11 protein-coding genes and 1 tRNA gene are annotated in these 13,354 nt (G+C 55.5%); 6 read left to right on the top strand and 6 right to left on the bottom strand.

Annotated elements, in window-relative coordinates; all coding sequences use genetic code 11:
- Nucleotides 1-3 precede the first annotated feature (3 nt).
- The 3 genes from cyoB to C722_RS0112510 form a co-directional block, all read right to left on the bottom strand.
- Nucleotides 4-1,992, bottom strand: coding sequence for a cytochrome o ubiquinol oxidase subunit I (cyoB, locus tag C722_RS0112520; protein ID WP_017640825.1), 1,989 nt, complete (start codon nt 1,990-1,992; stop codon nt 4-6).
- A 3-nt stretch (nt 1,993-1,995) separates the two neighbouring features.
- A complete protein-coding gene (cyoA, locus tag C722_RS0112515) occupies nt 1,996-2,919 on the bottom strand; it encodes a ubiquinol oxidase subunit II (protein ID WP_017640824.1) in 924 nt (307 codons plus the stop codon).
- Between the two features lie 406 nt (nt 2,920-3,325).
- Nucleotides 3,326-3,401 (bottom strand) — tRNA-Thr (locus tag C722_RS0112510).
- A 290-nt stretch (nt 3,402-3,691) separates the two neighbouring features.
- On the opposite strand from C722_RS0112510, the gene C722_RS0112505 reads away from it, so the two are divergent.
- Entirely contained in the window at nt 3,692-4,690 is a 999-nt protein-coding gene (locus C722_RS0112505) for an SDR family oxidoreductase (protein ID WP_017640823.1), read from the top strand.
- 499 nt (nt 4,691-5,189) lie between these two features.
- Here C722_RS0112505 and C722_RS26220 read toward each other — a convergent pair whose 3' ends face one another.
- Genes C722_RS26220 through C722_RS25795 form a run of 3 tightly spaced genes read right to left on the bottom strand, consistent with a single transcriptional unit; the run spans nt 5,190 to nt 8,297 of the window.
- Nucleotides 5,190-6,146, bottom strand: coding sequence for a hypothetical protein (locus C722_RS26220; protein ID WP_157225830.1), 957 nt, complete (start codon nt 6,144-6,146; stop codon nt 5,190-5,192).
- 35 nt (nt 6,147-6,181) lie between these two features.
- A complete protein-coding gene (locus C722_RS25800; protein WP_081594583.1) occupies nt 6,182-7,834 on the bottom strand; it encodes a tetratricopeptide repeat protein in 1,653 nt (550 codons plus the stop codon).
- 37 nt (nt 7,835-7,871) lie between these two features.
- The gene (locus C722_RS25795) at nt 7,872-8,297 is read right to left on the bottom strand and encodes a prepilin-type N-terminal cleavage/methylation domain-containing protein (protein WP_026083815.1); all 426 of its coding nucleotides are present in this window, start codon (nt 8,295-8,297) and stop codon (nt 7,872-7,874) included.
- 212 nt (nt 8,298-8,509) lie between these two features.
- On the opposite strand from C722_RS25795, the gene pilB reads away from it, so the two are divergent.
- From pilB to yacG, 5 genes are all read left to right on the top strand, one after another.
- Nucleotides 8,510-10,204: a type IV-A pilus assembly ATPase PilB gene (gene pilB / locus C722_RS0112495; RefSeq protein WP_017640822.1), complete on the top strand. Its 1,695-nt coding sequence runs from the start codon at nt 8,510-8,512 to the stop codon at nt 10,202-10,204.
- Between the two features lie 209 nt (nt 10,205-10,413).
- On the top strand, nt 10,414-11,631 hold the full coding sequence (locus C722_RS0112490) for a type II secretion system F family protein (RefSeq protein ID WP_017640821.1): 1,218 nt from the start codon (nt 10,414-10,416) through the stop codon (nt 11,629-11,631).
- Complete coding sequence (locus tag C722_RS0112485) at nt 11,631-12,503, top strand: A24 family peptidase (protein ID WP_017640820.1); 873 nt, start codon at nt 11,631-11,633, stop codon at nt 12,501-12,503. The genes C722_RS0112490 and C722_RS0112485 overlap by 1 nt, the downstream gene beginning before the upstream one ends.
- Nucleotides 12,500-13,111, top strand: coding sequence for a dephospho-CoA kinase (coaE, locus tag C722_RS0112480; protein WP_017640819.1), 612 nt, complete (start codon nt 12,500-12,502; stop codon nt 13,109-13,111). The genes C722_RS0112485 and coaE overlap by 4 nt, the downstream gene beginning before the upstream one ends.
- Nucleotides 13,108-13,305, top strand: coding sequence for a DNA gyrase inhibitor YacG (gene yacG / locus C722_RS0112475; RefSeq protein ID WP_007160931.1), 198 nt, complete (start codon nt 13,108-13,110; stop codon nt 13,303-13,305). Before coaE ends, yacG begins: the two co-directional genes overlap by 4 nt.
- The last annotated feature ends 49 nt before the right edge of the window (nt 13,306-13,354 follow it).

Below are 13,354 nucleotides of genomic sequence, written 5' to 3'. Positions count from 1 at the left end.
TGGTTAGGCCTGCTTCAATTTCGCCAGGGACTGAATGCGTGCGTTTTCAATGCGCGCCACTTCTTCCGCCGGTACGTAGTAGTCGGTGTCTTCGTCGTAGCTACGAATAACGAAGGCGACGATCGAACCCACGAAGCTAGCGATGGCCAGCCACCAGATGTGCCAGATCAGAGCGAAGCCAAGCGCCAGGGCGAATAGGCTGATCACGATGCCAGCAGCGGTATTGCGCGGCATGTGGATCTGCTTATAGTCCGCATCCTTCTTCTCGGTGATGCCTTTTTCCTTCATGCCCCAGTAGGCGTCGATGTCGTGCACTTCCGGTACTTCGGCGAAGTTGTAGAAGGGCGGCGGCGAGGAGGTCGACCATTCCAGGGTACGGCCATCCCACGGATCGCCCGTCACGTCCACGTTCTCCGGCAGATTGCGATCGCGGATACTGACGTAGAACATCCACAGCTGGCTCAGGATGCCGAGGGCGATGATGCCGGCGCCGATGGCGGCGGTCACCAGGAAGGGGTGCCAGTCGGGGTTGTCGTAGTGGTTCAGACGACGGGTCATACCCATGAAGCCCAGCATGTACAGCGGCATGAAGGCGACATAGAAACCGATCAGCCAGCACCAGAAGGCCTGCTTGTTCAGCTTCTCGTTCAGCTTGAAGCCGAAGACCTTCGGGAACCAGTAGATCATGCCGGCGAAGTAGCCGAACACGGCGCCGCCGATGATCACGTTGTGGAAGTGAGCGATCAGGAACAGGCTGTTGTGCAGCACGAAGTCGGCACCCGGTACCGCCAGCAGGACGCCGGTCATGCCGCCGATGCTGAAGGTCACGATGAAGCCCAGGGTCCAGAGCATCGGCGAGGTGAACTGGATGCGACCCTGGTACATGGTGAACAGCCAGGTGAAGATCTTCACACCCGTCGGGATCGCAATGATCATGGTCGCGATGCCGAAGAAGGCGTTGACGTTAGCGCCCGAGCCCATGGTGAAGAAGTGGTGCAGCCAGACGATGAAGGACAGCACGGTAATAGCTACCGTGGCCCAGACCATCGAGACGTAGCCGAACAGACGCTTCTTGCTGAAGGTGGAGGTCACTTCCGAGAACACGCCGAAGGCCGGCAGGATCAGGATGTATACCTCGGGGTGGCCCCAGGCCCAGATCAGGTTGGTGTACATCATCTGGTTGCCGCCAGCTTCCGCGGTGAAGAAGTGGAAGCCCAGGTAACGGTCCAGGGTCAGCAGTGCCAGGGTCACGGTCAGGATCGGGAAGGCCGCCATGATCAGGATGGCCGTACACCAGGAGGTCCAGGTGAAGATCGGCATGCGCATCAGGGTCATGCCCTTGGTGCGCATCTTCAGCACGGTCACGAAGAAGTTGACGCCGGTCAGGGTCGTACCGATACCGGAGAGCTGAAGCGCCCAGATGTAGTAGTCCATCCCTACGCCTGGACTGTACTGGATGCCTGACAGCGGCGGATAGGCCACCCAGCCGGTCGCGGCGAACTCGCCCACGAACAGCGACATCATGATCAGCACGGCGCCGGCCACGAACAGCCAGAAGCTCAGCGAGTTCAGGAAGGGGAAGGCCACGTCGCGGGCACCGATCTGCAGCGGTGTCACCACGTTCATCAGGCCGGCCACGAAGGGCATCGCCACGAAGAAGATCATGATCACGCCGTGGGCGGTGAAGATCTGGTCGTAGTGATGAGGTGGCAGGTAGCCCTCGGCGCCGCCGGAGGCGATGGCCTGCTGGCTACGCATCAGGATGGCATCGGAGAAGCCACGGAGCAGCATGATCAGGGCGACGATGAAGTACATCACGCCGATCTTCTTGTGGTCGACGGTGGTCAGCCACTCTTTCCAGAGGTAGCCCCACTTGCCGAAGTAGCTGAGTGCCCCGATGAGCGCCAGGCCACCCAGGGCGACCACGACGAACGTCACGAGAATGATCGGCTCGTGATACGGAATATCCGCGAGAGTTAATTTACCGAACATGACTTATTCCTCGGTACCGTGTTGACCGCCGTGCTGGCTCATGTCCATCACGTGATCGGTCTGCTTGCTGAAGTCGGACTTCATGAACTTCTTGATGACCGTTCTGAACAGATCCGGCTCGACCGTCGAGTAGTAGGCGACCGGCTGCTTCTCGCTGGGCTTGGCCAGCTCGGTGTAGCTCGCCTGGTCCAGAGTCTTGCCACCCGACTGCTTGACCTTGTTGACCCAGGCGTCGAAATCACCGGCGGTGGGTACCGCGTGTACGGCGAAGATCATGTCGGAGAAGCCGGCGCCGCTGTAGTTGGCCGAGCGACCTTCGAATTCGCCGGGATGATCGGCGATCAGGTGCAACTGGCTCTGCATGCCGGACATGGCGTAGATCATGCCGCCCAGGGCCGGGATCGACAGGGTGTTCATGACCGACTCGGAGGTGATCTTGAACTGCACCGGACGATTGACCGGGATGGCGATCTCGTTCACCGAGGCGATGCCCTGCTCGGGATAGATGAACAGCCATTTCCAGTCCATCGAGACCGCTTCGATCACCAGCGGCTGCTCGGGATGGTCCAGCGGTTTGAAGGGATCCAGCTCGTGGGAGGTCTTCCAGTTCAGGATGCTCAGGAACACCACGATGGCCAGGGGGACCAGCCAAACCACGGCTTCGATCTTGTAGGAGTGAGCCCAGTTCGGGGTGTACTTGGCGTCCTTGTTGGTCGCGCGGTACTTCCAGGCGAACAGGAAGGTCATCACGATGACCGGGATCACCACGATCAGCATGAGGCCGAACGCTGTGTAGATGAGGTTGCGTTCTTGCACGCCGATGGAGCCTTTCGGATCCAGCAGCACGGCGTCGCACCCGCTGAGCAGCAGCGCGGCGGCACCGGCCAGAAGCCAACCGGTTGGTTTTAGATACTTCGTTAGTTTCATCTCACGACCTCAGTAGAGCGGCTCATCGTGGTTATTCTCTCAACGTGCCTGTCGCCAGCCTCATGCTCCGCAACGGACAGGCATCCGTGCGGCAGACTGATGGATTGCAGAAATTGCGGGATTTCGCAGCGCGGTATGGTGCCACAGAGGGGCTGGATATTCGACCCTTTGGTCAGCCGCTGTTCAGGTGTTGTCGGTCGTCGAGAAAGCCGAAAACAGGCGGGGTAAGGCACTGTCATGCGCTGGGTAAGAGTAGTCGAGGGACAGGGAGTCGCCAGTTTTCTCCGGCGTTTGCGGTCGGCTCGCACGCAGGGCGCAGATCGGAAAGGGGCGCAGAAAGGCGCGATCCAAGGCGGCTAAGGCCTTGAAGGCTTTGAAAAGAGCGAGGAGGGATGAAGCGGAGGGATGGTGCCGGAGATAGGAGTCGAACCTACGACCTTCGCATTACGAATGCGCCGCTCTACCAACTGAGCTACACCGGCACGAAGCTTTCAATGATAAGTCTTCGGTCATCTGCTGTGCAAGCCTAGTCGTCGTGCCTGTGCCAAGCCCTGTGGCGATGTGTCGCACTGCTGCCCGCCGCTGATTTCGCGATTCGTCAATGCTTCTCGGCCTGACGTGATTGTTGCGCGCGAAGGTCAGCGGTCAGGGCGGCATTCATTCGGGAAACCTTTACGGGAGTCGTCATACCTAAGCCTTCGCGGATCCAGCCTTGCCGCAACTTCGACCCCATGATCCTGCCAATAGATAGCTGCCCATGCGGAGAGCCTTGATGACCGATTACTCCCTTACCCGTCGTAACGTGCTTGTCGGCTCCGCTGTGGGTATCGCCGCTGCTGCTTCAGGCGCTGCCGTCGCCCAGGAAGGCGCCGCTACTACCCGTCCGGGCAAGCCGCTGCAGGATCCCCGCACTAAGTACACCAGGGAGCCGTTCAAGGAGCAGCGCCAGGAATGGCCGGCGCTCACCAGCAAAATGGAGCCGCGTCCTGACCATGGCGAGGCCAGCTATCACGGCTCCGGTCGCCTGGCCGGGCGCAAGGCCCTCATCACCGGCGGCGACAGTGGCATCGGTCGCGCCGTGGCCATCGCCTTCGCCCGGGAAGGGGCGGATGTGGCCATCAACTACCATCCTTCCGAAGAGTCCGACGCTCAGGAGGTGGTCAAGCTGATCCAGGAAGCCGGCCGCAAGGCCATCACCCTGCCGGCCGACATTCGTACCCAGGAGGCCTGCGAAGACGTGGTGAGCAAGGCCATCCAGCAACTCGGCGGCCTGGACCTGCTGGTGAACAATGCCGCCTATCAGCAGAGCAAGGCCGACATCCTCGAGATCACCGACGAGCAATTCGACCGGACCTTCAAGACCAACGTCTATCACGTCTTCCGCTTTAGCAAGGCCGCCATCCCGCACCTGCCGCCGGGCGCCAGCATCATCAATACCGTCTCGGTGAATTCCTACGATCCCGGCGAAGAACTGATCGACTACGCCGCGACCAAGGCCGCCATCCTTAATCTCACCAAGGGCATGGCCAAGCAACTGGCCAAGAAGGGTATCCGCGTCAACGCCGTGGCACCGGGTCCGGTGTGGACGCCGCTGCAGGTGGCGGGTGGTCAGTTGGAAGGGCAGATGAAGGAGTTCGGGCAGGACACGCCGCTCGGTCGGGCAGGGCAGCCGGCGGAGTTGGCGGGGCTCTATGTGGCGCTGGCGGAGGAGGATGCGAGTTTTAGTACGGGGACGGTGGTGGGGGCGTTTGGAGGGAAGGGGATGCCGTGATGGTGATCGGTACCTGTAGTTTAGTTAGTTCAATTAGAGGATTTTTGTCCTATGGAGAAAAATAGGGTGGTTTCGCGTGATGTCTACATCATTAGTTACGATTCTAAATTCAAGAATTTTGACGCAGGTTTGGTTTGCCCTCTTAAACTAAGGGGCGATTATGCGTCGAGGTGAATTTTTGATTGTGCATTAGGGTAAAGCATAGGAGTGAAACAATACAATAAGTAAAAAATATTATAAAGAATTTTTCAAATGATATTTTATTTATTAGTAGGATGTTGGAAAGGAATAAAGCTATTCCAGTGATTGCCGAGATTGCGTGGAAGGGCTCTTCTTTTTGAGCTCTTGTGTAAGTGGCTATTATCCAAGTCATCGTCTGAAAAAGCCATCCGGCCGCGATTAGATATAAGTTTGTTATATTTGTAATTCTCTCCTCAAAGCTCGTGACTGCCGCAATTTTTGGCAGGAATAAAAAAATAAGGCTGATCCGGCTAGATAGCTAGTGATTGTAAGAGTGGAGAATTTTGAAAAGCCATTTTTTGCAACGCGAAGGTTGTTTTTTTGCAATCATGCCGCAAAACTTTGGTATGTAAGTATTAAGCCAGATGCATGACATGGCATGTATTGTTGTAAATATGGCTAGGCTCATGCCTGCTTGGCCGGCACTGATCGGGCCTTTCAGATAGAATACAATGGGTATTATCGTCTGAAATGCAATCGTTCCTCCAAAAAAGCTAATAGCCGTATTTCTCAGTAGTGAATGAAGTTTTTTGAGGTTTTGTTCTTCTACTTTGTTCGATGCAGAGTTTCGTAAGGCTGCGAAAAAAATTCCATACTTTTTCAAGACAATTGCTAAGCATAAGACGCTGCCAGCTAAGGACGAAAGGGCTAGTGAGTAGAGGCTTGGGCTGATAAATAGCATAGCAACCAGCGTTATGAAGCCCGCGATGGAAGACGTGGCGCGAATCTTTTGGCTGCTAGCAATTTTCCCACAGCCCTCTATGACGCACAGTAGGAAGTTATTTAAGACCGAAATCGCAAATGAGGCGCAAATTATTATCCATGGAGTAAGCCATGTTAGGTCTTTTGAGTGTGTGGAGAAAATATATGATCCGATGATAAATACGCAAGGTAAAATAGCCGCCGCCCTTTTGGCTATTCGGCGATGGACGGATTGAAAAATCGAGCCAAGAGCGTTTATCCGGATTTCCGAGCCTATAGGTTCTTTCTTGTCAGATATGGATATCCACACTGATTCGTGAGCCACCATATGCGTAGCAACATTAGAGGCGCCAAGGTCAGCAAGAGCGATGAGACTCGCAATCCCGAGAAAGGTATACCAATACCCTTGTAATTCTGGTTCTAAAAAAAGCGGTAATACAATTAGCGTCAAAGGAGTAGATGCTACTCGCCAAATCTGATTGGCTAATGAAAAAAACAGATCTCCTCTGCTCATTTTACTCCTCGGCTTCAGGGTTTTATATCGAAAGTCTATTCGGTCGTTGCAAAAGTCTTTGCCTCTCTACATGTGCTCTCGCTTGATAATGCACACAGTTCTCTGACTGTTTCTTCAGATTCTATTTTTTTGCCAAGTTTATTAAGGGCTTTTGCTTTTCCGATGAGGGGTTTTATCGAGCTCTTGTTCAAGTTATAGGCGTTTTCGAAATCATGTAAGGCGAGCTCCCAGTTTTGTGTATCCAGGTAAATAACTCCTCTGTTTAGAAGGGCGTGCGAGTATTTGCTATTTAGCTCCAGTGATTTGTTATAATTCTCTAGCGCTAATTCTAGGTTTCTTTGGTCGTAGAGTGTTGTCCCAAGGTTGTAATAGATGCGGTACCCTCCTGGGGTGAAGGGCTCGCCGCTGTTCTTCTCATATATCTTGCGGGCTGCATCCCAGGCCAAATAGGCGTTTGTTAATGGGACCAGTGTCGCGCAGCTCGAGTAAAGTAAGGCTATGGATAGGAAGAAAAGGCTAGCAATTTTCAGCTTTGCCGATTTCAATTTTTCAAGAATCAAGCTGATGGCGACAAGGCCAAAAGGTATCCAGAGGTAAGATCTATAAAGTACGAAAATTTCTTGCAATCTTGTGGCGGCGAATTCGGTTAGGAAGAGAACTCCCGGTGCTACGATAAATACTTGGAGAGTAGTGATTTTTTCTCTGATAGTCTGAGCGGCAAAAAATAATAGATATAGGAAGAATGGTATTGCCGGTAGCCAGGCGCTGGTAGAAAAAAATTGGGTCGGAAAAGGTTTCCTGATATCTATTGAAAGGTTTTCCGGCAGAGGTGCCGTCCAGTAAGCCAAGTACGTAAAGAAAAGTTTTGTCTGATTCAATACGCTGAGAAGGTAGATGTTTTTCCCTTCCAGTAATGTGTTGTCTTCGATAATCTCAGAGGTTAGAGGTTCATAGTTGCTACCAATAAGACCTTTCAGTCTTAAGGCTACAGAGAATGCAATCAAGGAGCAGATGAATAATGAAAAAGATGCGTGCTTCTGAGTCTTGAAAAAGACCATTGCTCTGAGATTTTGGGCTCGTGCCTCTGCTATTGAAAGAAGGAACAGTACGCCTGGAAGCGCTATGGCATTTTCCTTTGAATACAACGACATCAGGCAAAAAAACGTGCTCAAATAGAACGATAATTTGCTTCCTCTCAGGCCTCTGAGGAAAAAAATTGTTGAGCAAAGCGCAAAAAATGTCGCTAGAAGTACAGTGCGTTGGACGAGATAGGCTTGCGTCAGTATAGCGATTGGATGGACTGCAAATAGAGCTGCTACCAGCGCCGCATCGAGGTTGTGCTTTTTAGGCGTAGTATAATTTTTAATTGCTGTTTGGTTTCTGGCTTCTTTACAGAGGAAGAAAAGTGCTAGGCTGTTTGCTAGGTGAATGATCAGGTTTGTTATTCTATAGCCTTCTAGGTTTGAACCAAAAAAGGTCTGGTTCAACAGGAATGTTTGGTAAACCCAAATTCTTGGCGAGAAACTAAGACCTATATCTTTCAGCTCTTCAAGCTTTGACGGCGTTATGATGTTAAAGTCGTCGAATAGTGTCGGATTTTTTAAGAAGGGTATGCATACGAAGATGCAGGCAATAAATGCCCATCCCATTATTCTGTAGTCAATTTTCTGTTCTTTTTCCATGGTCATAAAAAAAAGGCGCCTCACGGCGCCTTTGCTCAGTTATTTAGTTTCTAATGTAGTTATTCGTAACGCAGGCGCCACTATAGGTCCAGTCCAGCAGGCCGGTGCTGCCAGCGGCTGCAACAGGAGTAAGTAAGCATGTATCTGCCGCAGCAATTCCTTTGAATGCGCGGGGTGTGGCAGTGATAACACCAGCTGACGTCTGAATAGCGGCGAGTGCCCCATTGGTTCTGCCGCTAATATCAGCAGGAACGCCGTTACTCCCAGATGTGCAGTTAGTCAGTGCTCCAGTGGTTTGGAAACACTCAGTCACGCCCACTTTGAAAGGCTCCATGCCGGAGATTACTTCACTATAAGCTGCACGGCGTACGTAGTTTTGATATGCCGGCAGTGCCACTGCCGCCAAAATGCCAATGATCGCGACGACGATCATGAGTTCGATCAAGGTAAAGCCTTTCTGAGCTTTCATTCCAAGTCTCCGAGGTTGGATCAGGCCAACGTGCCTGTTTGAGGTATAGCACAGGCCGTGCCAAAGAAAAGTGGCGACTGCAGCACGTTTTTTTCGCGATAAGCGTCAACAAATGGGCAGCTCGTGACAAAAAATGTCAGCTGTCTGGCGCCATTTTGCGGGCAGTCTAGGGGGTGCTATAACGCCATCTGTAGCCAAGGGCAGGAATGATGATGAACGAGACCGTGATGCTGTCGGGACTGGCGCGGCAATTAGTAGATGCGCAATTGCTCGCGGAGGCGGCGGCCCAGCAGGCTGTGGTCAAGGCCAAGCAGGCGAAGGTTCCGCTGGTGACCTATCTCGTTCAGCAGCGGCTGGTGCAGAGCAGGCCGCTGGCAGAATTGGCTGCCCAGGAATTCGGCGTACCCTTCCTCGATCTCGCGGCTGTCGATAAGGAGCAGTTGCCTAAGGACATCGTTAACGAGAAATTAATGCAGCAGCATCACTTCCTGCCTTTGAGTAAAAGAGGCAACAAGCTTTTCATCGCGCTTTCCGATCCGACCAACCAGCAGGCTATCAATGATGTGTCCTTTGGCAGCAAGCTCGCCGTCGAGGTGGTGCTGGTCGAGGATGACAAGCTGCACCAGGCCATCGAAAAGTATCTCGATGGCGGTACGGGTGGACTGGATCTGGGCGATATCGACCTTGATCTGGAGACTGAGAGTGGCGAGCGGCCTCAGGAAGCCGTTGCGGGTACTGATGCCGACGACGCGCCAGTGGTGAAGTTCGTCAACAAGATGCTGCTCGATGCCATCAAGAAGGGTTCGTCCGACCTGCATTTCGAGCCCTACGAAAAGATGTACCGGGTGCGTTTCCGCACCGACGGTGTCCTGCACGAGGCCGCCCGACCGCCAGTGCAGCTGGTATCGCGAATTTCGGCGCGACTTAAGGTAATGTCCAATATGGACATCTCCGAACGCCGTAAACCCCAGGATGGGCGGGTCAAGCTGAAGGTATCCAAGACCAAGTCCATTGACTTCCGCGTCAACACCTTGCCCACCCTTTGGGGCGAGAAGATTGTGATGCGGATTCTGGATTCCTCCAGTGCCCAGATGGGGATCGATGCCCTGGGCTACGAGGATGTGCAGAAGGAGCTCTACCTGCAGGCGCTCAAGCAGCCACAGGGAATGATCCTGGTGACCGGGCCGACCGGTTCGGGCAAGACGGTCTCCCTCTATACCGGTCTCAATATCCTCAATACCGAAGACATCAATATTTCCACTGCCGAGGATCCGGTGGAAATCAACCTGGAAGGCATCAACCAGGTCAACGTCAATCCCCGTCAAGGACTCGACTTCTCCCAGGCGCTGCGGGCCTTCCTGCGTCAGGATCCCGACGTAATCATGGTCGGTGAGATTCGGGATCTGGAAACGGCGGAGATCGCCATCAAGGCAGCCCAGACCGGTCACATGGTGATGTCGACCCTGCACACCAACAGCGCGGCGGAAACCTTGACGCGTCTGCGGAACATGGGGGTGCCCGCCTTCAACCTGGCAACCTCGGTCAATCTGATCATCGCTCAGCGACTTGCGCGCAAGCTGTGCAACAAGTGCAAGAGAGTCCATGAGGTGCCGCGTGAGGCGTTATTGGCCGAAGGCTTTCGCGAGGAGGAGGTCGGCAGTTTCACCCTTTACCAGCCCATCGGTTGCGAAGACTGCAATGCGGGGTATCGCGGGCGAGTGGGAATCTACGAGGTGGTGAAGGTCACGCCAGTGCTGCAGCAGATGATCATGGAGGAGGGCAACTCCATCGAGATCGCGGCGCGGATGCGCAAGGAGGGCTTCAATGATCTGCGGCGATCGGGACTGGTGAAGGCGATGCAGGGGATTACCAGTCTGGAAGAGATCAATCGGGTGACTAAGGACTAGCGGTTTTCCCTCACCCTAACCCTCTCCCTGAGGGAGAGGGGACTTTATCCGAGCGTTGGTCGATCCTCGCTGCAAGCCTCGGATATGTCGGGCGTGGCGACTGTCGCTGTTTGGCGCGATGCTTGCCTTTAAAGCGGCAACCGGCTCTGAAAAGAGCATTCTTTTGACGGGCTCGCCACGGCGGGCCGAGCCTTTGACGAGTCGAGGCCATGGCCGATAAAGCTATCAAGATGGGCAGCTTCACCTGGGAGGGGACCGATCGCAAAGGGACCAAGGTGAAGGGCGAGATGACGGGCTTGAATCCTGCGCTGATCAAGGCGCAGTTGCGCAAGCAGGGGATCAATCCGACCCGGGTGCGCAAGAAGTCGGTGTCGCTGTTCGGCAAGGGCAAGAAGATCAAGCCCATGGACATCGCCCTGTTCACCCGGCAGTTGGCGACCATGATGAGCGCCGGTGTGCCCCTGCTGCAGGCCTTCGACATCATTGGCGAAGGCTTCGACAATCCCAACATGCGCAAGATGGTGGATGACATCAAACAGGATGTCGCCGCGGGTAATAGCCTGGCCAATTCTCTGCGCAAGCAGCCGCAGTATTTCGACGATCTCTATTGCAATCTGGTGGATGCCGGTGAGCAATCGGGTGCCCTTGAAACCCTGCTGGATCGGGTAGCAACCTACAAGGAAAAGACCGAGGCGCTGAAGAAGAAGATCAAGAAGGCCATGACCTATCCGGCGGCAGTAGTAGTAGTCGCCATTATTGTTTCAGCTGTACTCCTGATCAAGGTAGTACCTCAGTTTCAATCGGTATTCGAAGGCTTCGGTGCTCAACTACCTGCGTTTACTCTGATGGTCATTGGACTCTCAGAGATTCTTCAAGAGTGGTGGTTACTGGTCCTTGGTGGGTTGTTCGTGCTCGCTTTCGTCCTTCGCCACTTCTACAAGAAATCGGAAAAATTCCGCGACGCGGTTGACCGTGGATTGCTGAAGATCCCGTTGATCGGCTCCATTCTCTATAAGTCGGCCATCGCTCGTTATGCCCGTACCCTGGCTACTACCTTCGCGGCAGGTGTGCCGCTGGTGGATGCCCTGGACTCAGTGGCTGGTGCGACCGGCAACGTGGTATTCCGCAATGCCGTGGAGAAGATCAAGGGCGATGTTTCCACCGGTATGCAGTTGAATTTTTCCATGCGTACGACCGGAGTGTTCTCGTCCATGGCCATCCAGATGACGGCGATTGGTGAGGAGTCGGGATCGCTGGACGAGATGCTGTCCAAGGTGGCGACCTTCTATGAAGACGAGGTCGACAACATGGTCGATAACCTGACTACCCTGATGGAGCCGATGATCATGGCGGTCCTCGGGGTCTTGGTCGGTGGTCTGATCATTGCCATGTACCTGCCCATCTTCCAGCTCGGCTCGGTGGTCTGATGGCGCTGTTGGAATTGTTGGCCAGCGCGCCTTTGGCCGCGGCGCTCTGCGCGCTGATCCTGGGGCTGCTGGTAGGCAGCTTTCTCAATGTGGTGGTCTATCGCCTGCCGGTGATGCTGAAGCGGGATTGGCAGGCAGAGGCGCGTGAGGTGCTGGAGCTGCCGGCTGAGCCCGTGGGGCCTGCTTTCAATCTGGCGCGGCCTGCCTCGCGTTGCCCCCATTGCCAGCGGGCCGTGCGGCCCTGGGAAAACGTGCCGGTGGTGAGTTATCTACTCCTGCGCGGTCGTTGCAAGGGTTGTCAGGCTTCCATCAGCCTGCGCTATCCGCTGGTGGAGTTGGCCTGTGGACTGCTGTCGGCTTGGGTCATCTGGCATCTGGGCGTGACCTGGCAGGGTGGAGCCTTTCTGCTGCTGACCTGGGGGCTGCTGGCGGCCAGTCTGATCGATGCCGATCATCAGCTGTTGCCGGATGTGATCGTCTTGCCGCTGTTGTGGCTGGGGTTGATCGTCAATCAGTTCGGGCTGTTCACCACCCTCAGCGATGCCGTCTGGGGGGCGGTGGTGGGCTATCTGAGTCTCTGGCTGGTGTTCCAGCTGTTTCGCCTGGTGACTGGCAAGGAGGGCATGGGTTATGGCGACTTCAAGCTGCTGGCGCTACTAGGTGCCTGGGGTGGCTGGCAGATACTGCCGCTCACCATCCTGCTGTCGTCGCTGGTGGGCGCCATCCTGGGTGTCATCACTCTGCGGCTGCGGCGGGCGAAAACCAGTACGCCCTTGCCCTTCGGTCCCTATCTGGCCGTGGCGGGGTGGATTGCCTTGCTCTGGGGTGATCAAATAACCGGCCTGTACCTGAATTTCGCCGGATTCCGATGACTTCTGCCTGGACCCTCGGCCTGACCGGGGGCATCGGCAGTGGCAAGAGCGCCGCTGCCGAACATTTCGCCCAGTTGGGCATCACCTGTGTCGACGCCGACCAGGCCGCTCGTTGGGTGGTCGAGCCGGGACGACCGGCGCTGGCCGAGATCGCCAGGCATTTTTCGCCGGCTGTCTTGCAGCCGGACGGCAGCCTGAACCGGGCGGCGCTACGGGCGGCGATCTTTGCCGATCCGGCCGAGCGGCGCTGGCTCGAAGCCCTGCTGCATCCCCTGATTCGCCAGGAGATCCTGGCGGCCCTGGCCCGGGCCGCGTCGCCCTATGCCATCCTGGTGTCGCCGCTGCTGTTCGAATCCGGGCAACGGGCACTGGTCCGCCGCGGGCTGGTGATAGACGCGCCGGAAGCGCTCCAGCTTGAGCGAGCCATGCGCCGTGACGGGGTGGACGAGGCTCAGGTACGAGCCATCCTGGCGGCCCAGCTGCCGCGGGCCGAGCGCCTGGCCAAGGCGGATGACGTCATCTGCAACGACGGCGATCTCGCCATGCTCCACACCGAAGTGGAGCGGCTGCATTCCTTTTATCTGACCCTTGACGGAGGCCAAGCATGAGCACTCTCACCGTGGACTGCCCCACCTGTGGCGCACCCGTGGAATGGAGCGAGAAGAGCGCCAATCGGCCCTTCTGTTCCGACCGCTGCAAACTGATCGACCTGGGGGCCTGGGCGGCGGAAGAACATGCCATCCCGGGCAATGAGCTGGAAGACGATCTCTATTCGGAAGACCTTAATCGGCGCGGCCACTAAGCTTTGTTTGAAACGTGCCTGCGCTCGGTCATGCGGCGTTAAAAATTCG

The organism is Pseudomonas sp. 313 (assembly GCF_000316965.1).
GTDB lineage: Bacteria > Pseudomonadota > Gammaproteobacteria > Pseudomonadales > Pseudomonadaceae > Chryseomonas > Chryseomonas benzopyrenica.
Note: the sequence above shows the minus strand (reverse complement) of the source record. Positions and strands in the feature narration are given on the sequence as shown.

What these genes read in the sequence shown, in the direction of transcription:
- cyoB (WP_017640825.1), bottom strand. Translation starts at nt 1,992, where the DNA reads ATGTTCGGTAAATTAACTCTCGCGGATATTCCGTATCACGAGCCGATC.
- cyoA (WP_017640824.1), bottom strand. Translation starts at nt 2,919, where the DNA reads ATGAAACTAACGAAGTATCTAAAACCAACCGGTTGGCTTCTGGCCGGT.
- C722_RS0112505 (WP_017640823.1), top strand. Translation starts at nt 3,692, where the DNA reads ATGACCGATTACTCCCTTACCCGTCGTAACGTGCTTGTCGGCTCCGCT.
- C722_RS26220 (WP_157225830.1), bottom strand. Translation starts at nt 6,146, where the DNA reads ATGAGCAGAGGAGATCTGTTTTTTTCATTAGCCAATCAGATTTGGCGA.
- C722_RS25800 (WP_081594583.1), bottom strand. Translation starts at nt 7,834, where the DNA reads ATGACCATGGAAAAAGAACAGAAAATTGACTACAGAATAATGGGATGG.
- C722_RS25795 (WP_026083815.1), bottom strand. Translation starts at nt 8,297, where the DNA reads ATGAAAGCTCAGAAAGGCTTTACCTTGATCGAACTCATGATCGTCGTC.
- pilB (WP_017640822.1), top strand. Translation starts at nt 8,510, where the DNA reads ATGAACGAGACCGTGATGCTGTCGGGACTGGCGCGGCAATTAGTAGAT.
- C722_RS0112490 (WP_017640821.1), top strand. Translation starts at nt 10,414, where the DNA reads ATGGCCGATAAAGCTATCAAGATGGGCAGCTTCACCTGGGAGGGGACC.
- C722_RS0112485 (WP_017640820.1), top strand. Translation starts at nt 11,631, where the DNA reads ATGGCGCTGTTGGAATTGTTGGCCAGCGCGCCTTTGGCCGCGGCGCTC.
- coaE (WP_017640819.1), top strand. Translation starts at nt 12,500, where the DNA reads ATGACTTCTGCCTGGACCCTCGGCCTGACCGGGGGCATCGGCAGTGGC.
- yacG (WP_007160931.1), top strand. Translation starts at nt 13,108, where the DNA reads ATGAGCACTCTCACCGTGGACTGCCCCACCTGTGGCGCACCCGTGGAA.